Origin of the sequence: Streptococcus infantis (genome assembly GCF_047465185.1) — a bacterium.
Lineage (GTDB): Bacteria > Bacillota > Bacilli > Lactobacillales > Streptococcaceae > Streptococcus > Streptococcus infantis_O.
Genome location: NZ_JASHAJ010000001.1, coordinates 21,064 through 45,044, shown reverse-complemented (window position 1 = coordinate 45,044; position 23,981 = coordinate 21,064). Strand labels below are relative to the sequence as shown.

30 protein-coding genes and 1 other annotated feature are annotated in these 23,981 nt (G+C 40.9%); of the genes, 3 read left to right on the top strand and 27 right to left on the bottom strand.

The genetic code is table 11. The annotated features are described in order from the left end of the window. Positions 1–162: 162 nt before the first annotated feature. The 8 genes from rsfS to QM382_RS00240 all read right to left on the bottom strand — a co-directional run bounded on the left by rsfS (position 163) and on the right by QM382_RS00240 (position 5,491). Positions 163–516: a ribosome silencing factor gene (rsfS, locus tag QM382_RS00275; protein ID WP_414272054.1), complete on the bottom strand. Its 354-nt coding sequence runs from the start codon at positions 514–516 to the stop codon at positions 163–165. Further along, positions 517–1,110 (bottom strand): bis(5'-nucleosyl)-tetraphosphatase (symmetrical) YqeK, encoded by a 594-nt coding sequence (yqeK, locus tag QM382_RS00270; protein ID WP_195183877.1) that lies wholly within the window; start codon positions 1,108–1,110, stop codon positions 517–519. It lies immediately after the preceding gene. After that, a complete protein-coding gene (locus tag QM382_RS00265) occupies positions 1,110–1,739 on the bottom strand; it encodes a nicotinate-nucleotide adenylyltransferase (RefSeq protein ID WP_178894677.1) in 630 nt (209 codons plus the stop codon). Before QM382_RS00265 ends, yqeK begins: the two co-directional genes overlap by 1 nt. Before the next feature lie 50 nt (positions 1,740–1,789). Next, the gene (yhbY, locus tag QM382_RS00260; RefSeq protein ID WP_045615299.1) at positions 1,790–2,101 is read right to left on the bottom strand and encodes a ribosome assembly RNA-binding protein YhbY; all 312 of its coding nucleotides are present in this window, start codon (positions 2,099–2,101) and stop codon (positions 1,790–1,792) included. A 213-nt stretch (positions 2,102–2,314) separates the two neighbouring features. After that, positions 2,315–3,421, bottom strand: a complete 1,107-nt coding sequence (yqeH, locus tag QM382_RS00255; RefSeq protein ID WP_414272053.1) for a ribosome biogenesis GTPase YqeH — start codon at positions 3,419–3,421, stop codon at positions 2,315–2,317. 2 nt (positions 3,422–3,423) lie between these two features. Further along, positions 3,424–3,951 carry a YqeG family HAD IIIA-type phosphatase gene (locus tag QM382_RS00250; protein WP_414272052.1) on the bottom strand — a complete coding sequence of 176 codons (528 nt, stop codon included), beginning with the start codon at positions 3,949–3,951 and terminating at the stop codon, positions 3,424–3,426. A gap of 16 nt (positions 3,952–3,967) precedes the next feature. After that, positions 3,968–4,873 carry a magnesium transporter CorA family protein gene (locus QM382_RS00245; RefSeq protein WP_414272051.1) on the bottom strand — a complete coding sequence of 302 codons (906 nt, stop codon included), beginning with the start codon at positions 4,871–4,873 and terminating at the stop codon, positions 3,968–3,970. A 51-nt stretch (positions 4,874–4,924) separates the two neighbouring features. After that, a complete protein-coding gene (locus QM382_RS00240) occupies positions 4,925–5,491 on the bottom strand; it encodes a mechanosensitive ion channel family protein (protein ID WP_414272451.1) in 567 nt (188 codons plus the stop codon). Between the two features lie 217 nt (positions 5,492–5,708). On the opposite strand from QM382_RS00240, the gene QM382_RS00235 reads away from it, so the two are divergent. Then, positions 5,709–6,677 carry an aromatic acid exporter family protein gene (locus QM382_RS00235; protein WP_414272050.1) on the top strand — a complete coding sequence of 323 codons (969 nt, stop codon included), beginning with the start codon at positions 5,709–5,711 and terminating at the stop codon, positions 6,675–6,677. A gap of 54 nt (positions 6,678–6,731) precedes the next feature. Here QM382_RS00235 and QM382_RS00230 read toward each other — a convergent pair whose 3' ends face one another. Both QM382_RS00230 and typA read right to left on the bottom strand, forming a co-directional pair. After that, complete coding sequence (locus QM382_RS00230; protein WP_006149866.1) at positions 6,732–6,986, bottom strand: DUF3165 family protein; 255 nt, start codon at positions 6,984–6,986, stop codon at positions 6,732–6,734. A gap of 19 nt (positions 6,987–7,005) precedes the next feature. Then, positions 7,006–8,847, bottom strand: coding sequence for a translational GTPase TypA (typA, locus tag QM382_RS00225; protein ID WP_414272049.1), 1,842 nt, complete (start codon positions 8,845–8,847; stop codon positions 7,006–7,008). Between the two features lie 161 nt (positions 8,848–9,008). Here typA and QM382_RS00220 point away from each other — a divergent pair, with 161 nt between their 5' ends. Beyond that, the gene (locus QM382_RS00220) at positions 9,009–9,734 is read left to right on the top strand and encodes a pseudouridine synthase (protein ID WP_414272048.1); all 726 of its coding nucleotides are present in this window, start codon (positions 9,009–9,011) and stop codon (positions 9,732–9,734) included. Positions 9,735–9,919: 185 nt separating this feature from the next. Here QM382_RS00220 and QM382_RS00215 read toward each other — a convergent pair whose 3' ends face one another. The 8 genes from QM382_RS00215 to QM382_RS00180 form a co-directional block, all read right to left on the bottom strand. Then, a complete protein-coding gene (locus tag QM382_RS00215; RefSeq protein WP_263394458.1) occupies positions 9,920–10,171 on the bottom strand; it encodes a hypothetical protein in 252 nt (83 codons plus the stop codon). A 195-nt stretch (positions 10,172–10,366) separates the two neighbouring features. Beyond that, on the bottom strand, positions 10,367–10,594 hold the full coding sequence (locus QM382_RS00210; protein WP_263394457.1) for a DUF4190 domain-containing protein: 228 nt from the start codon (positions 10,592–10,594) through the stop codon (positions 10,367–10,369). A gap of 93 nt (positions 10,595–10,687) precedes the next feature. After that, positions 10,688–11,068 carry a rhodanese-like domain-containing protein gene (locus tag QM382_RS00205; protein WP_263394456.1) on the bottom strand — a complete coding sequence of 127 codons (381 nt, stop codon included), beginning with the start codon at positions 11,066–11,068 and terminating at the stop codon, positions 10,688–10,690. Positions 11,069–11,073: 5 nt separating this feature from the next. Then, positions 11,074–11,298 carry a YqgQ family protein gene (locus QM382_RS00200; RefSeq protein ID WP_024053574.1) on the bottom strand — a complete coding sequence of 75 codons (225 nt, stop codon included), beginning with the start codon at positions 11,296–11,298 and terminating at the stop codon, positions 11,074–11,076. 51 nt (positions 11,299–11,349) lie between these two features. After that, positions 11,350–11,817, bottom strand: coding sequence for an ECF transporter S component (locus QM382_RS00195; protein ID WP_414262156.1), 468 nt, complete (start codon positions 11,815–11,817; stop codon positions 11,350–11,352). Next, positions 11,795–12,568 carry a bifunctional hydroxymethylpyrimidine kinase/phosphomethylpyrimidine kinase gene (locus QM382_RS00190; RefSeq protein ID WP_414272047.1) on the bottom strand — a complete coding sequence of 258 codons (774 nt, stop codon included), beginning with the start codon at positions 12,566–12,568 and terminating at the stop codon, positions 11,795–11,797. The genes QM382_RS00195 and QM382_RS00190 overlap by 23 nt, the downstream gene beginning before the upstream one ends. Next, complete coding sequence (gene truA, locus QM382_RS00185; RefSeq protein WP_414272046.1) at positions 12,558–13,307, bottom strand: tRNA pseudouridine(38-40) synthase TruA; 750 nt, start codon at positions 13,305–13,307, stop codon at positions 12,558–12,560. Before truA ends, QM382_RS00190 begins: the two co-directional genes overlap by 11 nt. Positions 13,308–13,392: 85 nt before the next feature. Beyond that, positions 13,393–13,848 carry a GNAT family N-acetyltransferase gene (locus QM382_RS00180; RefSeq protein WP_414272045.1) on the bottom strand — a complete coding sequence of 152 codons (456 nt, stop codon included), beginning with the start codon at positions 13,846–13,848 and terminating at the stop codon, positions 13,393–13,395. A 70-nt stretch (positions 13,849–13,918) separates the two neighbouring features. On the opposite strand from QM382_RS00180, the gene QM382_RS00175 reads away from it, so the two are divergent. Beyond that, positions 13,919–14,581 carry a prepilin peptidase gene (locus QM382_RS00175; protein WP_414272044.1) on the top strand — a complete coding sequence of 221 codons (663 nt, stop codon included), beginning with the start codon at positions 13,919–13,921 and terminating at the stop codon, positions 14,579–14,581. Here QM382_RS00175 and trpA read toward each other — a convergent pair. The 9 genes from trpA to QM382_RS00130 all read right to left on the bottom strand — a co-directional run bounded on the left by trpA (position 14,550) and on the right by QM382_RS00130 (position 23,965). Then, entirely contained in the window at positions 14,550–15,332 is a 783-nt protein-coding gene (gene trpA / locus QM382_RS00170) for a tryptophan synthase subunit alpha (RefSeq protein ID WP_414272043.1), read from the bottom strand. The two genes, QM382_RS00175 and trpA, sit on opposite strands and share 32 nt — an antisense overlap. Then, positions 15,325–16,548, bottom strand: a complete 1,224-nt coding sequence (gene trpB / locus QM382_RS00165; RefSeq protein WP_414272042.1) for a tryptophan synthase subunit beta — start codon at positions 16,546–16,548, stop codon at positions 15,325–15,327. Before trpB (QM382_RS00165) ends, trpA begins: the two co-directional genes overlap by 8 nt. After that, positions 16,526–17,125, bottom strand: a complete 600-nt coding sequence (locus tag QM382_RS00160) for a phosphoribosylanthranilate isomerase (RefSeq protein ID WP_414272041.1) — start codon at positions 17,123–17,125, stop codon at positions 16,526–16,528. The genes trpB (QM382_RS00165) and QM382_RS00160 overlap by 23 nt, the downstream gene beginning before the upstream one ends. After that, the gene (gene trpC / locus QM382_RS00155; protein WP_414272040.1) at positions 17,112–17,879 is read right to left on the bottom strand and encodes an indole-3-glycerol phosphate synthase TrpC; all 768 of its coding nucleotides are present in this window, start codon (positions 17,877–17,879) and stop codon (positions 17,112–17,114) included. Before trpC ends, QM382_RS00160 begins: the two co-directional genes overlap by 14 nt. Next, positions 17,876–18,880 (bottom strand): anthranilate phosphoribosyltransferase, encoded by a 1,005-nt coding sequence (gene trpD / locus QM382_RS00150; RefSeq protein ID WP_414272039.1) that lies wholly within the window; start codon positions 18,878–18,880, stop codon positions 17,876–17,878. Before trpD ends, trpC begins: the two co-directional genes overlap by 4 nt. Before the next feature lie 10 nt (positions 18,881–18,890). Continuing rightward, positions 18,891–19,457, bottom strand: a complete 567-nt coding sequence (locus QM382_RS00145) for an aminodeoxychorismate/anthranilate synthase component II (protein ID WP_414272038.1) — start codon at positions 19,455–19,457, stop codon at positions 18,891–18,893. After that, positions 19,454–20,815 carry an anthranilate synthase component I gene (trpE, locus tag QM382_RS00140; protein ID WP_414272037.1) on the bottom strand — a complete coding sequence of 454 codons (1,362 nt, stop codon included), beginning with the start codon at positions 20,813–20,815 and terminating at the stop codon, positions 19,454–19,456. Before trpE ends, QM382_RS00145 begins: the two co-directional genes overlap by 4 nt. Positions 20,816–21,108: 293 nt before the next feature. Next, entirely contained in the window at positions 21,109–22,287 is a 1,179-nt protein-coding gene (gene trpB, locus QM382_RS00135) for a tryptophan synthase subunit beta (protein ID WP_414272036.1), read from the bottom strand. Between the two features lie 160 nt (positions 22,288–22,447). Then, positions 22,448–22,678, bottom strand: a binding site (T-box leader). A gap of 60 nt (positions 22,679–22,738) precedes the next feature. Continuing rightward, entirely contained in the window at positions 22,739–23,965 is a 1,227-nt protein-coding gene (locus tag QM382_RS00130; protein WP_414272035.1) for a DegT/DnrJ/EryC1/StrS family aminotransferase, read from the bottom strand. Between the last annotated feature and the right edge of the window lie 16 nt (positions 23,966–23,981).

The following is a 23,981-nucleotide window of genomic DNA, read 5'->3' as shown; positions in this document are numbered from 1 at the left end:
TCTTTCTGCCGTATCGTCAGATACAAAGGAAGTTATTCTCTTTCTCACAGTTTTTAGCTCGTGTTCAGTTTTAACATTACCAAACACGACGCCCTTACCTTTCTAACAATTTTCTTCTAAATTAAGCAAATAAACCCAGTTGACTGCAACTGAGTTCATCTACTAGGCCAAGGTTTCAGATAAATCTACTGAATCCGCCTCATGCCATAGTTTTTCTAGGTTATAGTGGGCACGCATTTCTTCTGAGAAGATATGCACTACGACACCACCAAGGTCAAGTAAAACCCAGCCTCCAGTTGCGTCACCTTCAACATGGCTGCCTTTAAAGCCTGCTTGGGCTACTTTTTCACGGATATTTTCGGCGATAGCGTCCAATTGACGGCTATTCATAGAACTAGTGATAACAAAGTAATCTGTTACACTGGTCAATTCTTGTACGTCAAGTGCGAGAATATCCTCTGCACGTTTCTCATCAGCCGCTTTCACGACTAGTTCTAATAATTCTTTTTCGTTCATTTAGTCCTCTTTCAAATAGTGCACATAGGCGTTATAGGTTTCAAGGGTTTGGGGATAAATAGGCAATCCTTGGCGAGCCAAATGCTCCACAGTGCGAGCTGTTTCATAGGCTACCGCCTTATTGAGTGACAAACTTGCAATCTCACGCGCCTGGTCCACCCCTGGAAAGGCACGATTATGCTCGATGTAGTCTGCGACGTAGATAACCTTATCAAGGTCCGTCATCTGACCAGCTCCAACTGTATGAATTTCAATAGCTCGTAGGATTTCAGAATCTTGTAAATCTAAATCTTCCTGAATCTTGTAGATACCGACCATGCCATGCCAGACATTATTACCCCATTTTTTAAGATCAGAGTCAAGTTGATATCGATCAATCAAGTCTAGAAACTCTTGATCTGATAGCTTTTTAGCATAGTCATGAAGGAGAGCAGCTAAACCAGCTTTCTCAACATCCACACCAAAGCGCTGAGCCAATTCTATGGCTGCACGCTCTACACCCAGACAATGAGTTAGACGTTTTTCAGGTAGGAGCTCTGCCATTTTTTCCAACAATTCTTCACGCGAACAGTTGATATAGTCTTGGTATGCCATCAGTAAAGCCCTTCTTTCTCAATATAGTCTAGCACTGGTTTTGGCAAGAGAAAGTTAGGTGTGCGACCTTGAGCAATGAAATCACGTACCATGCTGGATGAAATATCCATGAGAGGCACATCCACCCAGATGACTGGATAAGAAGTCCCTGCCTTGTAACGTGGTCGCTGAACTCCCACAAACTGAACTAGTTCCACCAACTCATCAATTCTATACCACTTAGGCAAATAGTCTACCATATCGGCACCGATAATGAAATAGTAATCTGTGTCTGGATTCTTCTCTGTTAGAAGCTTCATGGTGTCGTAGGTGTAGGAAATACCCTTGCGCTCCAGCTCAATTGTCTCAATAGCTAAACCTTCGATTCCTTCGATAGCCAATTCAAGCATTTTGAGACGATGGTGCTCAGGAATGGTTTCCTTTTTGTCTACGTGAGGCGGTTGATACTCAGGCATGAGCAGAACCTGATCCAATCCCAACTGCTGGCGTACTTGGTCCGCCACGATAAGGTGGGCGTTGTGAACAGGGTTGAAATTTCCACCCAAAATTCCAACTTGCTTGCGTTTTTTATCCTTGATTTCTGGCTCTAACTCCACTTTGGTAAAGGGAGTTAATAGTTCGATTGCCATAGGCTAATCTCCTTTAGTCTTCTGTAAAAACAGTTTTTGGAGCGTCATGCTTAGATTTCTTTAATTTTTTTAGAAATCTTGCGATTTTCTTTCTTGCTTGATTGTTTATACAAAATCAAGATGCGTCCGATTTTTTGAACTGTGTCTACACCGATTTCTTCTTCCAAGATTTCAGCTACTTCGTGGATGTTTTCATCTGTGTTTTGCAAGAGAGTAACCTTAATCAATTCGCGGGCATCAAGTGCTTGACGGACGCTAGTTTTAATTTGGTCGTTGAGACCATTTTTCCCGATTTGGATGATGGGTTTGAGGGTGTGTGCCTGGCTGTTGAGGAAGGCACGTTGTTTTGATGTTAATGACATATTTCATTTAAAAGAGTTTCTTTTTATACTTTTCTGAAGTGGTGACGGACGTCAGCAAAGTCCTCTGGACTTTCATGACTAAAATTTGAGCCTAAGGTCTCAAATTTTCCTCAGTTGGTACAATCACTTGTACCAACTAACACCACGGCGAAAAGTATCTTCTAGGGGCTCGCAGTGCTCGCCTTTATAAAGACAACCCTTTCCTTTCTGTGTTTAAATAATTGCTTTTCGTGTGACAACTGCGACGCCTTCTGGTGCCCAAACTGCGACTTTGGCTTCTCCATTTACACGAATCCAGCCTAGTCCTGAGATAACGAGGTCAGTCTTATCCTTGATAGTAAAGACATGTTGGACTAGTTTTGGAAAATCTTCTTTTTCCTTGCTATTCGGTGGTGTAAGGAGGGTTCCAAGGTGCTTGTCGTAAAAGGCACTAGCGCCTTCAAGCTTGGTACGATGAAGTTTGAGTTCATTATCAAAGAAAGCTGTGAAACCTTGCTTTTCTCCTGAGATGAAGTCAAAGCGTCCCAAACCTCCTAAAAAGAGAGTTTGCTCAGGATTGAGCTGATAGGTTTTAGGTTTGATTTCCTTTTTAGGACTGACATACTTGAGATTTTTAGCCGTCAAGTAGTGAGCCATCTGATGACGATGAATAATTCCCGGTGTATCATAGATATAAGAACCATCATCGAGCGGAATTTCAATCTTATCCAAGGTTGTCCCTGGGAAACGTGAGGTTGTGATGACGTTCTGGTCACCCGTAATTTCCTGGATAATAGCATTGATAAGAGTTGATTTCCCAACATTGGTAACCCCAACTACATAGACGTCACGACCCTTACGATAGTGCTCAATTTTATCAATGACTTCCTTGATAGCATGCTTGTTTTGGGCTGAAGTCAAGACGACATCGACAGGACGAAGACCCTCTTCGTGGGCACGTTCCATGAGCCATTGACTAATCTTACCAGGCTTAACAGACTTAGGTAGGATGTCTTTTTTATTCCCAACCAAGAGAACATCATTGCCTGATACAAAGCGAGGCAATCCTGGGATAACAGAGCCATTAAAGTCAAAGATATCGATGACGTTCACTACTAAGGCATCACTGTCTCCTACCTCGTGCAAGAGTTTGAGGAAATCATCATCCGTCAACTGGACATCTGTGATTTCATTGTAATGACGAAGACGAAAACAACGTTGGCAATAAACTTCACCAGTCTCCAAACCTTTTTCGAGTGCTGACTGAGGCGTAAAGCCTAGACCAGTCTTATCTGTCGTCTGAATGGTTGCTCCACAACCAATACAGAGAATTTCTTCCATAGTTAGATTCCTTTTTTATATGTGATAGGCCCGTACTTTTCAGTGATTTGTTTCATGACACGGCGCTCACGAGCTCTGTTAATCTGTGTTTTGATAGAGTCATGTTGGACCAAAGGTTTGACCAAAATCGAACGAATACCTGCACGGTGAGCCGCTCGAATGTCCGTCATGAGCTGATCTCCAACCATAACCACTTCGTTTTTCTCATAGTGGAATTCCTTCATGGCGCGGTCAATCCCGAAAGTAAAGGGCTTCAAAGCCCAATAAACATAGTCAATCCCAAATTTTTCAACCGCACGTTGAACTCGTTTTTTAGAGTTGTTAGACACTACGATAATGCGAATACCAGCATCACGAAGGTCATGTAACCATTGCTTCATCTCTGAAGTCCCATCAGGGTTATTCCAAGCAATGAGAGTATTATCTAAATCCACCAAAACAGCTTTGATCCCTTGGTTTTTCAGGCTTTGGACTGTCAAATCATAAACTGCTTCCACAGCAAAATCTGGCATGTAATTTTCAATCGCCATTCTGGCTCCTTCTCTTTTATTTTCTAGTAATTTTCTTCAGCCATTGAGATAAGGCTGCCCATAAAATCAAGCTAGCCATTAAGATATAAATCCAAGCATTTGGCTCTTCTGTAAATGGTAGAGGAACATTCATTCCGAAGAAACCTGTAATAACCGCAAGTACTGCTAGTAAGACGGAGATAATAGTCAAAACTGTCAAACTATCATTCAGGTTATTGTTTAGGATGTTGTTGTAAGAAGCTGAGAGTTGTTGCAAGACTTGAGAAATCAAGTCTGTCATAGACACCAACTGATGGGCTTCAATCATTGCATCATCAAACTGCTCTCGTTCAACATCATTAAATTTCCGATAAAGAGCATGGCCCTGGATATGCTCCAAGAGGAGTCGATTTTGTTTTGCCGCTGCTGTTAAGTAAACCATACCAGTCTCCAAGTCAGAGAGGGCGAAGAGATTTTTCTTGGTTGTTCTCTGACGAAGTAAGCTGTTGACTTCATCTTTACTCTTATCCATCTTTTCAATGATTGGATAATAGGCGTTACTAATGATTTCTAGACTAGCAAAGAGAAATTTGTAAATGGAAAGCGACTCATGGCTATCCAGATAAGCTAACATCTGATCAATGACATAAGCATTCTTATGGTTGCTGATGGTAATCATTCGTTTGTTTTCAACGATAAAGGTCATGGGAATGGCTTCATAGTATTCCTTGTCTTTTTCTAGGTCAAGGACATTATAAATAAAGGTCACAGTCCCATTCTCACGGTTATAATCCATGTGGGCTCTTTCATTTCTATCCAGAGCATATTCGATGGTTTCCTTATCCAAACCATAGATTTCAGATAAATCTTCAAGATTTTTAATTTTTTCGATATCAAGATTTATCCAGGTACAACCATTTCCTAATTGTTTATCTAAAACCATCATTTCTCCTCTGTCAAACTCCCTCTATTGTACCATAAATCAAGTAAAATTTCAGTTCAACTCATCTCTTGAATAATTGCTAACCACGGTAATATTACGGTTGGGAACAAAGTGGAGAGCCTGGTCTTCACCTCTTAGTTGAGTGGTTCGAATTCCGACACTAACTACTTTTCCCGATACAGTAATGGGACCATTTGTCAAAACAACTTCATCCCCTACATCCAACTGGCGTTCAAAGAGGATAAAGAAGCCATTAATAACATCCGACAAAAAACCTTGGGCTCCCATACCAATTGCAACCCCGGCAATCCCAGCACCAGCTAGTAAACTGGATACAGGTAGTCCTAGGATAGACAAAATGCAGTAAACTAAAAAGAAATAAAGGGTGTAATTAAAAATATTTTCTAATAAACGCGAGATTGTCTTTTGTCGTCCTGCATCACGATTTGAATACTTAAGTGAAGGCTTCACAATTCTCTTGACAGCTGCATGGAGAAGCTGTTTAGCTATGTAAAATAGCACAAATAAAATTAAAAGAGAAATCACTTTCGTTAAAAGATTCTCAAATACCGTTGTTAAATCTAGCTTATTAAAATAACTTTTAAAAAATTCTTGCATGTAAAACTCCTTTCTAATTATTATACCACAAAACGAAGTTGTATCTGGCTTCATAAGGTCTATCAAACATACATAGACTTGATTTCAAAGCATATTTATACTATAATCAAACCACTACATGGAGAACAAATTATTTTCTCAATAACTCTCTTGGAATAGACCTTTCTACCTTACCTACTACTAAAACTTTAAAGCATTTATCTCAAGGAAGTATTCTATGTCTATCACACAACGCACTTTAAAACTAGTCCTAGCAACCTGTTTTGCTTGTTTACTAGCCTACTTTTTTGATTTATCATCTGCTGTATCAGCTGGTATCATTGCTATTTTGAGCCTTTCAGACACTCGAAGAAGCACCATCAAACTAGCTCGAGATCGCCTTTTTTCAACTCTCCTTGCACTACTGGTTGGTGTCATAGCATTCCAACTGACTGGATATCACATATGGAGTTTTGGACTGTACTTAGCAATCTATGTTCCTCTGGCCTATAAACTAGGTTGGGAAATTGGGATTACCCCTAGTAGCGTCTTGGTCAGCCATCTCTTAATCCAGCAATCAACCTCACCAGAACTTTTAGTGAACGAACTACTACTATTTCTAATCGGTACTGGCTTTGCACTGCTGGTCAATCTCTATATGCCTTCGCGTGAAAAAGACATTCAACATTATCATATTCTTGTTGAAGATAAACTCAGAAACGTCCTTCTACGCCTAGCTTACTATCTAAAAAGAGGAGACGGTCGTAATCAAGCACAACTCGTAAATGAACTTGACCAGCTGCTTGAGGAGGCGCTTAAACTGGTTTACCTCGACCACTCTGATCATCTCTTTCATCAGACAGATTATCATATTCATTACTTTGAGATGCGACAAAGGCAAACTCGTATCTTGAGAAATATGGCTCAACAGATTAATACTTGCCAACTAGCCGCAAGTGAGAGCCTCATTGTCGCACAGCTCTTTTCAAAGACAGCTAGTCAGCTGAGTCAAACTAATCCAGCCTACGATTTATTGAATGATATCGAGAGCTACCTACAGGTATTTCGCAATCGTAGCCTTCCGAAAACTAGAGAAGAGTTTGAGACACGGGCGACTCTCTTGCAACTCTTCCGTGAATTAGAACACTTTATCCAGATAAAAGTCGATTTCTACAACCGTTATTCTGACAATAACAGTAACAAATAAAAACTTCTATCGGCAACTCAGTTGCTAATAGAAGTTTTTTTGTTATTAATAGATTTAATTTTCTCGCTTCTTTCGAATAGACATGAGACTGATATCTCTCAAACTAAAGTAGGTAAGAGCTAGCATCCCCAATGTAATAAAGATTTCTGCTGGAAGTTGGAAGATTTGTAGAGTTGACAGCATCAATAAAATCAAGAGAGCAACCAATCCGAAAACCAGAATAACAACGTTGACCGTTCCCTTAATACTTTGAGGAGTCGCAAAGATATAAAGTAAGAGTAATAAAATCCCTATGATTAGATAGACCATTTTTATCTCTTTCTAGCTCTTATTCAGCTGATTTTTTCTTTTTGTTTGCTTTTTCGCGCTCTGCCTTATTCAAGATTTGTTTACGCAAACGGATTGATTCAGGCGTTACTTCCATGTATTCATCATCGTTCAAGAACTCAAGTGATTCTTCAAGCGTCAAGATACGAGGAGTTTTGATAACCGCTGTTTGGTCTTTAGTAGCTGAACGAACGTTGGTCATTTGTTTAGCTTTCGTGATGTTAACAGTCAAGTCATTTTCACGAGAGTTTTCACCGATGATCATTCCTTCGTAAACCTCAGTACCTGGGTTAACAAAGATGGTTCCACGTTCTTCGATAGACATGATTGAGTATGTTGTTGCCTTACCAGTATCGATAGAAACAAGGGCACCACGGTGACGTCCACCGATTTCACCTGGAATCAATGGCAAGTATTGGTCGAAGGTATGGTTCATGATACCGTAACCACGAGTCATTGACAAGAACTCAGTTGAGTATCCAATCAAACCACGCGCAGGAACTAGGAAGACCAAACGAGTTTGACCGTTACCAGTTGAGATCATATCCAACATTTCACCTTTACGTTCAGAAAGACTTTGGATAACAGATCCTTGGTATTCTTCTGGTGTGTCAATTTGCACGCGTTCAAACGGCTCACATTTAACACCATCGATTTCTTTGACGATAACTTCTGGACGAGATACTTGAAGCTCATATCCTTCACGACGCATGGTTTCGATAAGAATTGACAAGTGCAATTCTCCACGTCCTGAAACAGTCCATTTATCTGGTGAGTCCGTTGGGTCTACACGAAGTGAAACGTCTGTTTGCAATTCTGCTTGAAGACGCTCTTCAACCTTACGAGAAGTGACCCATTTACCTTCACGACCAGCAAATGGTGAGTTGTTGACCAAGAAGGTCATTTGAAGAGTAGGTTCGTCGATGTGAAGAACTGGAAGAGCTTCAACTGCATCTGTTGGAGTGATTGTTTCCCCAACGAAGATGTCTTCCATACCTGATACGGCAATCAAGTCACCAGCCTTAGCTTCTTGGATTTCACGACGTTCCAAACCAAAGAAACCAAAGAGTTTTGTAACACGGAAGTTCTTGGTTGTACCATCCAATTTAGAAAGAGTAACTTGGTCTCCGACCTTAACAGTACCACGGAAGACACGTCCGATACCGATACGACCAACGAAATCATTGTAGTCCAAGAGTGACACTTGGAATTGAAGGGGCTCATCTGAGTTATCGACTGGAGCTGGAATGTGGTCAATAATGGTATCAAAGATTGGCGCCATAGTCTTTTCTTGGTCGGCTGGATCATCTGACAATGAAGATGTTCCGTTGATTGCTGAAGCATAGACTACTGGGAAGTCAAGCTGATCATCATCTGCACCAAGTTCGATGAAAAGTTCCAAAACTTCATCTACTACTTCTGCTGGACGAGCTGATGGCTTATCGATTTTGTTAACCACAACGATAGGTACAAGGTCTTGTTCCAAGGCTTTTTTCAATACGAAACGAGTTTGAGGCATTGTTCCTTCGTAAGCATCTACGACCAAAACAACACCGTCAACCATTTTCATGATCCGCTCAACTTCTCCACCGAAGTCCGCGTGTCCTGGTGTATCCATGATGTTGATACGAGTTCCGTTGTAGGCAACGGCTGTATTTTTCGCAAGGATGGTAATTCCACGCTCTTTTTCAATATCGTTTGAATCCATTGCACGCTCAGCTAATTCTGTACGCGCGTCAAGAGTTTCAGATTGTTTTAATAATTCGTCAACGAGGGTTGTTTTACCGTGGTCGACGTGGGCGATAATCGCGATATTACGGATATCTTCTCTTAATTTTGTCATGATTTCCTCTGTTATATTCAAAAATTTATTTTCTAACTGAGCAATTATACCACAATTTTAAGCAAATGACTTAACTCAAGTAAGTGTAAATGTTTTCAAAAGAAAATTCATGACTTATCTTTTCTTTTCAAAAATCCCGACTTGTGATAAGATAGGCTGGTATGCGTTTAGATAATTTATTAGCCCAGGAAAAAATCAGTCGAAAAGCCATGAAACAGGCTCTCCTAAAAAAAGAAATCTTAGTAGATGGAGTCCCTGCTACTTCCCTTGCACAGAATGTTGATACGGGATTACAAGAGTTGATTTTTCAGGGTAGAAAAATCCAAGGATATGAGCACACCTATCTCATGCTTCACAAACCAAATGGTGTCGTGACAGCAAGCAAGGACAAGAAGCTCCCAACGGTTATGGACTTACTACCTCAACACCTCCAATCAGACCAACTCTATGCTATCGGTCGGCTAGATCGAGATACGACAGGGCTCCTCCTCTTAACAAACAATGGCCCTCTAGGTTTTCAACTTCTCCACCCTCAATATCATGTCGATAAAACTTATCAAGTTGAGGTGAACGGCTTGCTCACACCAGATCACATCCAGCAGTTCAAAAACGGGATTGTCTTTCTTGATGGAACTATTTGTAAACCTGCTCAGCTTGAAATTCTATCTTCAATCCCTAGTCTCAGCCGAGCCACCATCACCATCTCTGAAGGGAAATTTCATCAGGTCAAGAAAATGTTCCTCTCAGTCGGTGTCAAGGTCACTGCTCTCAAACGAGTTCAGTTTGGGGATTTCACATTAGATTCAGAGCTAGCAGAGGGGCAATACCGTCCCTTGAACCAAGAGGAATTGGAAATCATAAAAAACTACCTAGAGAAAAGTGGATAAAACAAAAAAGAGAGTGGGACAGAAATCGGTAATTCGTTAGAATTCGATTTCGTCGTCCCACCTCCGCATAGTTGAGTAGGGCTGTAAAAGCTGATGAAATCAGCGTAGTAGAGCCCACTCAACCACTGCGTCTTGCTCGACAATCCATAGACAATTGAGAGGCTAGAATTTTTGTCCCAAACTCTTTAATTAATTCTCGAAAGTTGTGAGATTAATACGATACAAAAAAGTGCAGAAATGACAAGCCCTAACACAAGCCCTAAAATAGAGAGAATTTTTTCTGTCTTATAGTCTAGTCCAGACTCTTTTTGATGCGAATGTGCCAAGACCAAACCAAAAATACCAAAAATAATACTTAACACTGGAAATCCAAAGGCAGCTATGATAGATATGATACCTAAAACAAATGAAGTTTTTTTCTTTTCTTGTGTATTCATATTATAAAAACTCCTTAAATTTATCACAGATTCATTATACCATATAAAGAGATTTTATCTATGGTGTAATCAATTTTGCTGTATGTAAACTTGCACCTGAGTCAAGAAGCATTAGAATGATTCATACCTATTTCGAGAAGATTGGATCAAACAAAAAAAGCTTTAAAACTAAAGCTTTTTTTGTTAGAACCCTGATTAATGCATCATTAAGATAAGTCCTGCAATCCAGTTAAGTACAGAAATGACAATCCCTACGATATTGAGAATTTTTTCTGTTTTATACACTAGTCCAGATTGATTTTGATGTGAATTAGCCAAGACAAGGCCAATAATCCCCAAAATAAGTCCTACGATTGGAGATAGCAAACCAAGGACGATAGATAGAATACCTAAAACAAGTGAGGCTTTTTTCTTTTCTTGCATAATAAAAAACTCCTTAAATTTAATACAAATTAATTATATCATAAAAAGCTAGAACTGTATATTAAACATATGTGACAACTTTATTTCACATTATTAGCTAGTCTTAACTTTTCCTGTCCAAGAATCCAATCCGTAAGAAAGGATATAAATTTCTGAGAAACCTTGTTTTTTCAAGAAAAGTGCTGCATTGGTAACCCGTTGTGCACGTTGGTTTTCATAAAGAAGTACAGGCTTGTCCTTACGAAGCGCTGCAAGACTTGTCTTCAATTGGTTTGAAGGAATATTACGAGCTCCGAGGATATGTTTTCTGTGGAAGTCTGACGGATCACGCAAGTCAATCAACTGACCGGTACGAATCAAAGACTCAAACTCTGCATTGTCTACAATTTTTGCTGCACGGCGAATACGAAGATAGTTGTATCCCATCCATGCCAACATCACCACTACAAGTCCCCATAATACCCAAGTTACCATAATATCTAATCTCCATTTTTTTCTAAATAATCTAATTCTAGTTTGTGCTCTCTGCGAAGAACAGCCTCCGCTTCTAGATAATCCAGCTTATCCATCAAGCCTGCATCATAAATTCGTGATAGTTCAATCTTCATTAATTCAATGTCATAAAGACGTTTGCCCATATAGACAAGAATACCGAACTGTTTGAGAAATTGTTGCACATCGTAGAGTGTTTTCATAGCTTTCATTTTAGCAAAAAATCAGATTTTTTTCAATAGTTCCCAGGGAAGACTTCCTTTTTACTGCTTACTAATTTTCTTGATGCTCTGATAGAGAAGATAGCCAACAATCATTCCAACAAAATTCTGCAACAAATTGTGAGGAATATCTGTCAGAGCTACACCCCAACCTTTCATCCAAGATGTCGCACATGCATATCCAGCTACCATGAGAAAAGTTGCTAAAACTAATCCAAGCCACTGCCATTTTCCTTTAAAACCTGCAAAGTAACCCTGCAAACCATGGAAAAGCAAGCTGAAGAACATCCAATGAGGATAGCCTGAGATCAGGTCAATAATGAAACCTCCTAGACCTCCCACAATAGCTCCTTCTCGTTTTCCATAATAAAAAGCAGTGAAAAAGATTCCAGCATCTAAAAGAGTTAAGATTCCTGTTTGAGTTGGGATTTTGACAATATAACCTAAAACTACCGATAGGGCAGTCAGTATTGATAATAGGGCGATTTTACTTGTTTTGGTTTGCTTCATACTGTCTTACTCCATATTGATCTGCTTGTGCGATAGCACAATAAACAAAGGCTTTAGAACTCTCAACCGCTGGTAATAGCTCCTCTCCCTTGACTAACTGACTAGCAATGCTTGAGGCAAAGGTACAACCAGCACCTGCATTTTGTCCTTCAATAACAGGATTTTCCAAAACTGTAAAGTTCTTTCCATCATAAAATACATCTAATGCCTTATCTTGACTGAGGCGATTCCCACCTTTAATAATGACTGCTGGTGCTCCTAAGTCATGTAATTTCTGAGCTGCAGCTTTCATATCATCCAAGGTTTCTATCTTTTGGTCTGCAAGTAATTCTGCCTCAGGAAGGTTAGGAGTAACTACAGTCACATAAGGGAAAAAGCGAATCAACTCTTGACAGAGCTCGCTGACAGCAACATCATGCGTTTCCTTACAAACGAGAACTGGATCCAATACCACTGGAACTCCTGTGCGTTCCTTGATAAAGTTAAGAGCTTTCTCAGCAACACCAACAGTCGGTAAGAGACCAATCTTAATCCCTCCAAAGTCCACGTTCTTAAGACTATCCAGCTGTTGTTGGAAAATAGTCTCATCTGTCGGAAAGACTTCAAAACCATTTTCCGTCAAAGCAGTTAAACAAGTCATAGCTACAAAACCATGTAAACCATTTAAAGTATAGGTCGCAAGGTCAGCAGCTAGTCCACCACCACTAAAAATATCATTTCCTGAAAGTGCTAAAATACGATTATTCTTCATAACGAATCTCCTTCAAATACAAACCATTGGGTGCTGCAGTCGGGCCTGCCAACTGTCTGTCTTTTTTCTCCAAAATCAGGTCAATCTGCTCAATTGGCATACGATTGTTGCCAATTTTTAGCAAGGTCCCAACCATATTTCGAATCTGCTTATAGAGGAAGCCATTACCAGAGAAAGTAAAGGTCAAAAATTGACCGGTCTCATCAACCCTAAGACTGGCTTCCGTGATCGTTCTTACCTTGTCCTCCACACTGGTTCCCGCAGCAGTAAAACCGGTAAAATCATGGGTTCCTTCTAATTTCTTCACAGCCTTTTGCATGCGTTCCACATCTAGTGGATAGGGATAGTGGGTGGTATAATAACGTCTCATAGGATTTTTAGGACGCCCTCTATCCACGATAAACTCATAGGTCTTGCTATGCTTGGCATAACGGCAATGAAAATCATCAGCCACAATCTCAATCGAAATCACATCGATATCTTCAGAGCTTTGGGTATCGAGAGCAAAGCGAAGTTTCTCCTCATCCATCTGATAGGGAAGATCAAAGTGGATGACCTGTCCTAAAGCATGAACGCCACTGTCCGTTCGCCCAGCGCCATGAATGGTAATAGCTTGTCCTTTATTTAATTTGGTTAAAGTTTTTTCAATTTCCTCCTGAACACTACGCGCATGAGGTTGCCGCTGAAAACCGGCAAAAGCGTAGCCATCATAGGAAATGATTGCTTTATATCTAGTCATGTATCTATTTTATCAAGAAAATTTCTCTGCAACAAGTTTGAGGATTAAAAATTGTAAGGGGACAATTTCTAGTGTTATTTAGTTCTTACCTAAATTTTCTCATTATGTATTTACGTTCAGGAACTTCAATAGTTTGAACAATTTCAAATCCCTCTTTGTGGTAGAGGTCTCTAGCTATTTGATTTGACTCAAAAACCGTTAGGGAAATACTTTCTATTTCTTCATTTTCAAACATTTCTTGAAGAAAGTATTGAAAAGCTTTTCGGCCTATTCCTTTTCCCTGCTTCTGTGGAGCTATGAGAAATCTTCCAATATGAAGATTTCTATCTTCTAGTTTGATTTTCTGGATGATGCCTACAAACTCTTCTCCAACAAAAATGGAAAAAATCCCTTCCATCTTTTGCAAGGATTGGGCAATCAAGGGATAAGAAATCTTTGGCCCCATCCATTGCTTCTGAAAACTTTCTCCCGAAGCATTAGACCACTGACAAATGAGTTTGGCATTTTCTAACTGAAGTCCTTTTTCAAAGTGAATTTTCATATTTGCTCCTAAAACTTCTCCTACATCCAACTATTATACTCTTTCTCTTATTTTTTCCGAATAAATAAGTATGATTCATCTTTATTTTTTTCTTGTTGGAACGATTCTTGCTTCCTTTCTTGGATTGGTCATTGATCGCTTTCCTGAACAATCCATCGTATTTCCTGCAAGTCACTGTGATTCTTGTCAGACTCGCTTGAGACCTCTGGATTTGATTCCAATTGTCTCTCAAGTAGTCCATCGCTTTCGCTGTCGCTACTGCAAGGTTCACTATCCTTTCTGGTATGCTTTCTTTGAGTTGTGCTTTGGACTGCTCTTTCTAGCTTTTTCTTGGGAAATTCTAACCTTAGGTCAAGTCATCCTGGTAACTGCCGGCTTAACTTTGGGAATTTATGACCTTCGTCATCAAGAATATCCCTTGATCGTCTGGCTAATTTTTCACTTAATCCTCATGATTTGCTGTAGTTGGAATCTAATCATGGCTTTCTTCTTGATTTTTGGAATCATTGCTCATGTTATCGATATCCGCATAGGAGCAGGTGATTTTCTTTTTCTTGCTTCTTGCGCCCTTATTTTTAACCTAACTGAAATGTTGATTTTAATCCAATTTGCCTCCACAACCGGCATACTAGCTTTTCTTCTGCTAAAGAAAAAGGAAAGACTTCCTTTTGTGCCTTTCCTCTTACTTGCTGCTTGCATGATTATTTTTGGTAAGCTACTGCTTCTTGGATAAAGTCAGCAATTTCTGCCACTTGCCCTTCATGCAGAGCCTTAACAATCTTGGAACCGACGATAACACCGTCTGATACAGCATTGAACCGTTCTACATCAGCTTGTGTGGATACACCAAATCCTGTCAAGACTGGAATATCAGCCACTTGATGAAGTTGAGACAAGTGCTTGTCCAAGTCATCTCGATAATTGCCTGACTTCCCTGTCACCCCATTAATAGCAACAGCATAGACGAAGCCTTCTTCCCCTTCAATCAACTCTTTTTGGCGCTCAATCCCTGTTGTCAAACTAACTAGGGGAATCAAGGCAATGTCTGTATCCTCCAAATATGGCTCTACAAAATTAGCATGCTCATGAGGGAGGTCTGGAATAATCAATCCCTTGACTGCTGTATCAGCAAGATCTTTAACCAATTTCTCCACACCGTACTGAAAGAGGGGGTTAAAGTAAGTCATGATGACAAGCGGAATTTCTGTTTCAATAATCTTCAAAGTTTCAACTAGAGTCTGTGTAGAAGTACCACTAGCTAGACTGCGCAAGCCTGCTTCTTCGATAACTGGACCGTCTGCAACAGGGTCTGAAAAGGGAACTCCTATCTCAATGGCAGACACACCCAAGTCTTCTAAAAAGTGGATTGTTTCAGCGAGACCATCTAATCCTTTTTCGTGGTCTCCAGCCATGATATAGGGAACAAAAATTCCTTTTCCAGTTGCTTTGATAGCGTTCAATTTTTCGGTTAGAGTCTTAGGCATTAGCTTCTCCCTTCTTTGCTGCGTCTGCTTCCAAGCGGTCTTTAACTTGAACTACATCCTTGTCCCCACGACCTGATAGGCAGACAATCATAGACTTGTCTGGGCCAAGTTCTTTGGCCAATTTCACCGCAAAGGCGATGGCATGGCTAGATTCCAAAGCTGGGATAATTCCTTCTACACGAGACAAGAGTTGGAATCCTTCCAAGGCTTCCTCGTCTGTCACTGGTACATAGGTCGCGCGTTTGATATCGTGGTAATGGGAATGTTCTGGACCGATACCAGGATAGTCCAAACCTGCTGAGATTGAGAAAGCTTCTAAGATTTGACCATGAGCATCTTGGAGCACATCCATAAGCGAACCGTGAAGAACACCTGGACGACCCTTGGTCAAGGTAGCTGCGTGATGCTCTGTATCAACACCAAGTCCTGCTGCTTCAGCTCCATACATAGCCACTGACTCATCTTCCACAAATGGATGGAAAAGCCCAATAGCATTCGAACCACCACCAACACAGGCTACTAGGGCATCTGGCAAATCTTGCCCTGTCAAGTCACGGTACTGTTGTTTAGCTTCTCGACCGATAACACTTTGAAAATCACGCACAATTTCTGGAAAAGGATGAGGCCCCAAGGCAGAACCAAGGATATAGTGGGTATCATCGATGTTGGCTACCCATGAACGAAGGGCTGCATTGACCGCGTCTTTGAGCACGCGCGAACCATCTGTTACAGCTTCCACCTTGGCTCCCAAAAGTTCCATACGGAAGACATTGAGGGCTTGACGTTTGACATCTTCCTCACCCATGTAGATAGTACATTCCATGTTGAAAAGGGCTGCAGCTGTTGCAGTTGCTACACCGTGCTGACCGGCACCAGTTTCAGCAATAATTTTCTTTTTGCCCATGCGTTTAGCCAGAAGAACTTGTCCCAAGGCATTGTTAATCTTGTGGGCCCCTGTATGGTTGAGGTCTTCACGTTTGAGGTAAATCTTGGCTCCGCCGATATGCTGGGTCAAGTTTTTTGCGTAGTAAAGAGGTGTTTCACGGCCTATATACTGGCGCAAAAGTTGGTTTAACTCTTCTTGAAAACTTGGATCTGCCTGACTTTCACGATAAGCCTCTTCTAATTCCAATACTGCTGTCATCAATGTTTCTGGGACAAAACGTCCACCGAATTTCCCGTAAAATCCATCTTTATTTGGTTCCTGATATGCCATGCTTAACCCTCTCTATAAATCTTCTTATCTTTTCATGATTTTTTTGTCCGTTTGTCTCTACCCCACTTGATACATCTACTGCATAGGGAGTAAAGTGTTGAATAGCTTCTTCTACATTATCCTCATTGAGCCCACCTGCGATGAAGAAAGGCTGAGATAGTTCTGTCGTATCCAGTCGCCCCCAGTCAAAGGTTTGACCACTTCCTGCGACAGGTGCATCAAAGAGTAGATAATCTGCCAGAGAATTGGGTACATGCCCATCCCCGTCTACTTGAACAGCCTGAATACTGGCACAAGGTAAATTTTCAAATAGTTTATCTACTACCTGACCGTGAACTTGTACCAAATCCAAGCCAACCTTTTCAATCGCTTCTAGTAATTCTTCCCGACTTGGTGAAACAAATACGCCAACCTTTTTTACATTTGTAGGAATAATCTCAGCCAGCTCTGCTGCTTGTTTCAAGGTCACTTGTCTTTTGCTAGGAGCAAAGACAAAACCGATGTAGTCTGCTCCAGCTGACACAGCTGTTTCTACTGCTCCTTTGGTCGATAGTCCACAAATCTTAACCTTTGTCAATCTGCAACTCCTTGATTCTATGGGCTACGTCTTCTGCTTGCATGAGGGCTGTTCCTACCAAAATTCCGTTAAAGTAGGGTGCAACTCGTTTCGCATCTGCTTCTGTAAAAATAGCAGATTCAGAAATGTAGAAGCAATCGTCCTTAAAGTATTGGGCCAAGTCTACACTAGTCTTCAAGTCAACTTCAAAGGTAGTCAAATTACGATTATTCACACCGATAATTTGAGCTCCCAGGCGGTGAGCCACTTCAAGTTCAGCCAGATTATGAGTTTCCACCAACACTTCTAGTCCAAGCTCTGTCGCATAGTCATACAGTTCCTTGAGGCGTTCTTCTGATAAAGCCGCTACGATGAGCAAGATAACTGTCGCACCTGCATTGCGAGCTCGGATGATTTGCTTTTCATCGATAATAAAATCCTTGTTCAGCGTCGGAATCTGTACCTGACTGGAAATCTCACGCAGATAATCCAAATGACCTTTGAAGAAAACTTCGTCTGTCAGAACAGAAATCATAACAGCGCCGTTAGCCTCGTAGGTCTGGGCCTGTTGAACGATATCCACATCCAGGTTGATATCACCCATACTTGGACTCGCCTTCTTGACCTCTGCAATGATTTGCAAACGCTCCTGATGGTTTTTCAAATATTCAGCTAAGCGATAGCTTTCACGCAAGGGTTGAAGCTCCTCTCGTTCCATCTTTTCAACTTCACGCGCCTTCTGCTCTAAGATACGTGACAAAAATTCCTGACTCATTTTTGATACTCCTGTAATAGTCTGAGTTTTTCAAGGGCCTTACCACTGGCAATCACTTGACGTGCCATTTCAACTCCGTCTTTGATACTATCTACCTTACCATTGGCATAAAAACCAAGCCCTGCATTTAAAACTGTTGTTTCCAAGAATGGACTTGGTTCGTTATTAAGAACGCTAACAAGAATGGCTGCATTCTCATGAGCATTTCCCCCACGAATGTCCTCAATGGCAATGCGTTCCATTCCTAAATCTTCTGGGGTAAAGGTTGACAAAGTAATTTCTCCATTTTCAAGAAGAGCAATGCTGGTAGTTCCATTCAAACCAGCTTCATCCAACCCTTCTGGACCAGCTACTACAATGGCACGTTTGCGACCCATGTTTTTCAAAACCTGAGCAGTACTTTCTAGAAGTTCAGGACGACTGATTCCTAGAAGCTGTGTTTCCAAAACCATTGGATGGATGAGTGGACCTGTCAAATTCATGATAGTTGGAATTCCCAATTCCAAGCGTGCTGGCATGATGTATTTCATAGCTGGGTGCATGTTTTTGGCAAAGAGAAAGACGATTCCTGTTTGGTCAAATACCTTACCCAGTTGTGTTGGTTTGAGATCAATATTGATTCCCAAAGCTTGCAAGACATCTGCTGACCCAGATTTAGAGGAAATTGAACGATTACCATGTTTGGCCATGTGGATTCCTCCACCTGCCAAGACAAAGGCTGCAGTTGTAGAAATGTTGAAGCTAAATGACTTATCTCCACCTGTACCACAGTTATCCATAGCATCTTGAATATTTGTTGGAATGTGTTGAGCATGTCCTCTCATGACTTGAGCGAGGGCTGTTCTTTCTTCAGGTGTTTCTCCCTTCATTTTAAGAGCTAAAAGTAGTGAAGCGATTTGTGCTTCTGTCACTCGCCCTGTCACGATGCGTTCGATCACATCTGTCATCTCAACACTTGATAGATCTTCAAAGTTAGCTAATTTTTCAATAATTTCTTTCATTTTGTGTTCCTCACTTTACAACTTTCTCGATAAAATTCTGAATAGAAGATAGACCATCTGGCGTTCCAATACTTTCTGGATGATACTGCAAGCCATAAATCGGCAAGGTTTTGTGTTGAACCCCCATAATAGCTTGGTCATCTGTCGAACGAGCTGTCACTTCAAACTCTTCTGGCATCTCTTCAATTAAAATACTGTGGTAGCGCATAACTGGACGATTTTCCTCAATCCCTTGATAGAGAACTGATGGAGTCTCAAATCGGATTTGACTTTGTTTCCCGTGCATGACTTTAGGAGCCAAGCCCAATTTACCACCAAAGACTTCTGCAATGGCTTGGTGCCCTAAACAAATCCCTAGAATAGGTTTCTTACCTGCAAAATCACGAATCATTTCTTCCATTTTCCCAGCATCAGCTGGCCAACCTGGACCAGGAGAAAAGACCAGTCCATCTGCCTTTTCAGCATGTTCATAAAGATGTGGATCATCATTTCTCAAAACCTGAACTTCTACGAAATTCCCGATATATTGAGCCAGGTTATAAGTAAATGAATCATAATTGTCAATCAATAAAATCATGGTCTTAGTTCTCCCATTCTAGTCATAGATTTAGCTTTGTTAATGGTTTCTTGGTATTCGTTCTGAGCGATGGAATCATAAACAATTCCTGCACCAGCCTGTACGTAGGCTCTTTTATTTTTAAGAATCATGGTTCGAATTGCAATGGCTAAATCCATATCTCCAGTTGCTGATAGGTAACCGATAGCTCCTGCATAGACGCCTCGCTTCTCTGTTTCTAGTTCATAGATGCGTTTCATAGCCCGAATCTTTGGTGCCCCTGATACTGTTCCTGCCGGAAGAGTCGCCTTCAAGGCATCCATAGCAGTCAGTTCTGGTAACAAACATCCTTTAACCACGCTGGTCAAATGCATGACATAACGGAAAAGTTCTACTTCCATATACTTAGTTACTTGGACACTTGCTGTTTCAGCAATTCGACCGATATCATTTCGTCCCAAATCCACCAACATTCGGTGTTCTGCCGTTTCCTTTTCATCAGAAAGTAGATCACTTGCAAGTGTTGCATCTTCTTCGTCATTGGTGCCTCTAGGTCGCGTCCCTGCAATTGGATTGGTTGTCACGATACCATTCTTGACGGAAACCAAGCTCTCAGGACTGGCACCGATAATTTGATAATCTCCAAAATCATAAAAGTAAAGGTAATTTGATGGATTGGTCACTCGAAGATTTCTGTAAAAGTCAAAAGGATTTCCAGTTACCTCTGCGGAGAAGCGCTGGCTAAGCACACATTGGAACATATCTCCGTTGCGAATCAAGTCGCGAGCTGTTTCTACCATTTCTTCAAATTTCTGAGGTGCAATATGTGGTTTAAACTGAAGTGGAGAAACGTCCAAATCTTCAAATTCATTTGATGCTAGGATTTTTAACTCCTCTAAAACTTGATCCAAAGCCGCTTCTAGCTCATCATTGCTACGATTACTGTAGAGAGCATCCTCGATGATATGAATCTTTTCTTTCTTGTGGTCAAAAACTATATAACTCTCATATACGAAGAAATGCATATCTGGTGTCCCAATCGTATCCTCAGAAAGCTGGCCAATCTCTTCGTAAAGAGAAATCATGTCGTAACCAACAAAGCCAATCGCTCCACCACCAAAAGGTAGGTCTGAATGGTGATTGCTTTTATGAGTCACTTCATAAAGGAAATCCAAAGGGTCACGATCAATCACTCGGCCATTTTGATATAGGACTCCATTCTCAAACTTAATCTCAAAAACTGGATTATAAGCCAAAATAGAAAATCGAGCATTTTCCTTTTCTCTTGGGATACTTTCAAGTATAACCTTGTGTTGTCCCTTCAAGCGCATATAAGCCAAAATTGGTGATAAAACATCTCCATGAATGATTCGTTCCATTGTAATTTCCCTTTCAGTTCTTCTTAAATCCTGTGGTGATTCTACAAAAAATCCCCACGCAAAATAACTTGCGTGAGGACGAAATTCGCGGTGCCACCTCAATTATAGGATTTCTCCTATCTCTCAATCCTGTCTCAGAACCTTCCTGTAACAGGTTGTGCGATAAAGGGCACTCCCTTGAGAATCATGTTTTCTTCTCTCATTTCAGACGGACCCAACCTTACAGCTTTCTCTGCTTGTTTTCAGCAACCACAAGCTCTCTGAGAGAGAAATCTCTGTATCTTTTCCATCTTTTATTTTTTAGCTTCAAGGTAGTCTGCAATAGCAGCTACGTCCTTGTCTCCACGACCAGAAACATTGATAATGATAATCTCATCTTTACTTAGTTTTGGTGCTCGTTTGACTGCTTCTGCGATGGCATGGGAGCTTTCAATAGCTGGGATAATTCCTTCAGTCTTGCTAAGTAAAAGCAAGGCTTGGACAGCTTCTTCATCAGTCGCTGCAACATATTCTACACGACCAGAGTCTTTAAAGAAGGCGTGTTCTGGTCCAACCCCTGGATAGTCCAAACCTGCTGAGATAGAGTAAACTGGCGCCAGCTCTCCATCTTCCTTAAAGATTGCATAGGTCTTCATTCCATCGACAATTCCGACACTACCCTTGGTCATAGTTGCTGCGTGTTTGTCGGTATCTAAACCGTGACCAGCAGCTTCTACCCCAACCAATTTTACTTCTTCATCAGCTACATACTGTGAAAAAGCTCCGATGGCATTGGAACCACCACCCACACAGGCAATGACGTAGTCTGGCAGACGTCCTTCTTTTTCCAAAATTTGACGACGAGATTCTTCACTAATCACTTTTTGGAACTCATGAACAATCGTTGGATAAGGGTGAGGACCTACAGCCGAACCTAAAACGTAGAAGGCTTCAAGGTCATTCATCCATGCTCCAAAGGCTGCGTCAACCGCATCTTTGAGGGTACGAGTACCAGTTTCAACTGCGTGAACAGTTGCTCCCATCATCTCCATACGGAAGACATTTAGACGTTGACGCTCCACATCTTCTGCCCCCATGTAGACATCACATGCCATACCAAATTTGGCTGCCGCTGCAGCTGTCGCAACACCGTGCTGGCCAGCTCCTGTTTCAGCAATGACACGTTTTTTACCCATGCGTTTAGCAAGAAGGATTTGTCCTAAAACGTTGTTGAGCTTGTGAGAACCCAGATGGTTAAGATCTTCACGTTTAAGATAAATCTTAGCACCACCTAAATATTCCGTCAAACTTTCTGCAAAATAGAGCGGTGTTTCGCGACCTGAATAATCTTTCAAGTAATGGCGAAACTCAGCTAAAAACTCTGGATCATCCTTGTATTTTTCAAAAGTCACTTCCAATTCATCTAGTAAAACCTGAATTGGTTCTGGTACAAAACTACCACCAAATTGTCCAAAATATCCTTTAGTTGTCATAAAATTTTCCTCCTTCTGTATGAATCCGGCTTTTTGTTTGCTTTTAGTAGTAGGCAAGGAGCTGTAGATAGAACTCAAGTTCATCAAAGCGACTTAACACCCTAATAAAAGATAAACAAAATGACGGATAAAAAAAGCCCACACACGGATTTTTCTTCCATGTGAGGGCGTTTGTAACGCGGTACCACCTCATTTGTAAAGAGAATATCCCCTTTACATCTCTGCCTTGTCTAACAACAAGTTGCACTGTAAGGTGTGCCTACCGAATTTTCATTGTTTCAAATTCACTTTTAAAATCAGCCCAATTTCACTAGTTTCAACCACCTGTTCACAGTAACCACAGGCTCCCTGAAGATCAAAAATAACTACTTTTCTGATTTGTTGAGTTAATTATATGTTATTGTTTTTTCTTTGTCAACCGTTTTCACTAATTTTTTACTAATTTTTTTAATTATTTTTCTGAAGCGCCTAGAACTTCTTCAGAAACTCTGACAAAAGTCTCAATGATATAATCTACTTCTTCATCCGTTAATTTCGTGTGAAGTGGTAGTGTAATCTCATTAACAAAGTAGGCATAAGCTCGTGGATAATCAGCCATGTCAAATCCTAGATTCTTATAGGCTGTCAAAAGTGGAAGCGGTTTGTAGTGAACGTTACTTGCGATTCCAGCTTTAGCCAATTCTTGGATAATTTTATTGCGTTGCTCGAGACTAGCACCTTCTACATGGGTAACGTAAAGGTGACGACAAGATTCAACAGTATCTGTCTCATGAGCTAATGGGTGAATACGAGTTCCTGCAAATCCACGGTCATAGCGAGTTACGATTTCTTTACGACGTTGAAGCAAGCCAGGATAACGATCTAACTGAACCAGACCAAGCGAAGCCATGATATCTGTCATGTTGCACTTGTAGGCTGGTGTTACGATATCGTATTCCCATGAGCCTAGTTGCATCTTGGCAAGCGCATCTTTGGTTTGACCATGAAGAGATAGGATTTGGAATTCCTTGTACATTTCTTCATCATCAATAGCTGGATTGGCTTTCCAAGTAGCACTTCCTCCTTCAGCAGTTGTAAAGTTCTTGACAGCGTGGAAAGAGAATGATGTAAAGTCTGCAATGGAACCAGCTGGTTGCCCTTTGTAGGTTGAACCCAAAGCATGGGCGCTATCTGAGACAACAACGATACGGTTAAAGACTTTTTGCCACTTGCTAGTAGCTGTAAATAGGTCTCGTTTTTTCTCAACAACTTGGAACAAACGTTCATAGTCACAGATAATCCCTGCAAGTTCAACCGGGATAATAACCTTAGTCTTCTCAGTAATTGCTTGCTCAAGCTTGTCATAGTCCATTTCAAAGGTATCAGCTTGAATATCAACCATAACTGGTGTAGCACCTACGTGAGTGATAACGCTACATGATGCTGTATAAGTCATAGCTGGAACGATAACTTCATCACCAGGCCCCACTTCAAGCACGCGCAAAATCAATTCAAGAGCTGCTGTTGCAGAGTTGAGGCAGACTGTCTTAGGTGTCTGAGTATAGACAGATAGACGACGTTCTAATTCTTTTGTCTTTGGACCTGTTGTGATCCAACCAGAACGGAGGGTATCTGCTACTTCCGCAATTTCTGCTTCGGTAATATCGGGTGGTGAAAATGGAATATTATATTTTGTCATTGTTTTACTCCTTTTA

Coding starts and splice junctions, on each gene's coding strand:
- QM382_RS00220 (WP_414272048.1), top strand. CDS start 9,009: ATGCGTTTAGATAATTTATTAGCCCAGGAAAAAATCAGTCGAAAAGCC.
- QM382_RS00195 (WP_414262156.1), bottom strand. CDS start 11,817: ATGAAGCAAACCAAAACAAGTAAAATCGCCCTATTATCAATACTGACT.
- QM382_RS00130 (WP_414272035.1), bottom strand. CDS start 23,965: ATGACAAAATATAATATTCCATTTTCACCACCCGATATTACCGAAGCA.
- trpC (WP_414272040.1), bottom strand. CDS start 17,879: ATGAGTCAGGAATTTTTGTCACGTATCTTAGAGCAGAAGGCGCGTGAA.
- QM382_RS00175 (WP_414272044.1), top strand. CDS start 13,919: ATGATTCATCTTTATTTTTTTCTTGTTGGAACGATTCTTGCTTCCTTT.
- QM382_RS00210 (WP_263394457.1), bottom strand. CDS start 10,594: ATGCAAGAAAAGAAAAAAGCCTCACTTGTTTTAGGTATTCTATCTATC.
- QM382_RS00265 (WP_178894677.1), bottom strand. CDS start 1,739: ATGGCAATCGAACTATTAACTCCCTTTACCAAAGTGGAGTTAGAGCCA.
- QM382_RS00240 (WP_414272451.1), bottom strand. CDS start 5,491: ATGCAAGAATTTTTTAAAAGTTATTTTAATAAGCTAGATTTAACAACG.
- QM382_RS00235 (WP_414272050.1), top strand. CDS start 5,709: ATGTCTATCACACAACGCACTTTAAAACTAGTCCTAGCAACCTGTTTT.
- trpE (WP_414272037.1), bottom strand. CDS start 20,815: ATGGAACGAATCATTCATGGAGATGTTTTATCACCAATTTTGGCTTAT.
- typA (WP_414272049.1), bottom strand. CDS start 8,847: ATGACAAAATTAAGAGAAGATATCCGTAATATCGCGATTATCGCCCAC.
- QM382_RS00190 (WP_414272047.1), bottom strand. CDS start 12,568: ATGAAGAATAATCGTATTTTAGCACTTTCAGGAAATGATATTTTTAGT.
- QM382_RS00245 (WP_414272051.1), bottom strand. CDS start 4,873: ATGGTTTTAGATAAACAATTAGGAAATGGTTGTACCTGGATAAATCTT.
- rsfS (WP_414272054.1), bottom strand. CDS start 516: ATGAACGAAAAAGAATTATTAGAACTAGTCGTGAAAGCGGCTGATGAG.
- yqeH (WP_414272053.1), bottom strand. CDS start 3,421: ATGGAAGAAATTCTCTGTATTGGTTGTGGAGCAACCATTCAGACGACA.
- QM382_RS00145 (WP_414272038.1), bottom strand. CDS start 19,457: ATGATTTTATTGATTGACAATTATGATTCATTTACTTATAACCTGGCT.
- trpD (WP_414272039.1), bottom strand. CDS start 18,880: ATGAAAGAAATTATTGAAAAATTAGCTAACTTTGAAGATCTATCAAGT.
- QM382_RS00200 (WP_024053574.1), bottom strand. CDS start 11,298: ATGAAAGCTATGAAAACACTCTACGATGTGCAACAATTTCTCAAACAG.
- QM382_RS00180 (WP_414272045.1), bottom strand. CDS start 13,848: ATGAAAATTCACTTTGAAAAAGGACTTCAGTTAGAAAATGCCAAACTC.
- trpB (WP_414272042.1), bottom strand. CDS start 16,548: ATGGCATATCAGGAACCAAATAAAGATGGATTTTACGGGAAATTCGGT.
- QM382_RS00205 (WP_263394456.1), bottom strand. CDS start 11,068: ATGGTAACTTGGGTATTATGGGGACTTGTAGTGGTGATGTTGGCATGG.
- QM382_RS00215 (WP_263394458.1), bottom strand. CDS start 10,171: ATGAATACACAAGAAAAGAAAAAAACTTCATTTGTTTTAGGTATCATA.
- QM382_RS00230 (WP_006149866.1), bottom strand. CDS start 6,986: ATGGTCTATCTAATCATAGGGATTTTATTACTCTTACTTTATATCTTT.
- trpA (WP_414272043.1), bottom strand. CDS start 15,332: ATGCCTAAGACTCTAACCGAAAAATTGAACGCTATCAAAGCAACTGGA.
- yqeK (WP_195183877.1), bottom strand. CDS start 1,110: ATGGCATACCAAGACTATATCAACTGTTCGCGTGAAGAATTGTTGGAA.
- truA (WP_414272046.1), bottom strand. CDS start 13,307: ATGACTAGATATAAAGCAATCATTTCCTATGATGGCTACGCTTTTGCC.
- QM382_RS00250 (WP_414272052.1), bottom strand. CDS start 3,951: ATGGCGATTGAAAATTACATGCCAGATTTTGCTGTGGAAGCAGTTTAT.
- trpB (WP_414272036.1), bottom strand. CDS start 22,287: ATGACAACTAAAGGATATTTTGGACAATTTGGTGGTAGTTTTGTACCA.
- yhbY (WP_045615299.1), bottom strand. CDS start 2,101: ATGTCATTAACATCAAAACAACGTGCCTTCCTCAACAGCCAGGCACAC.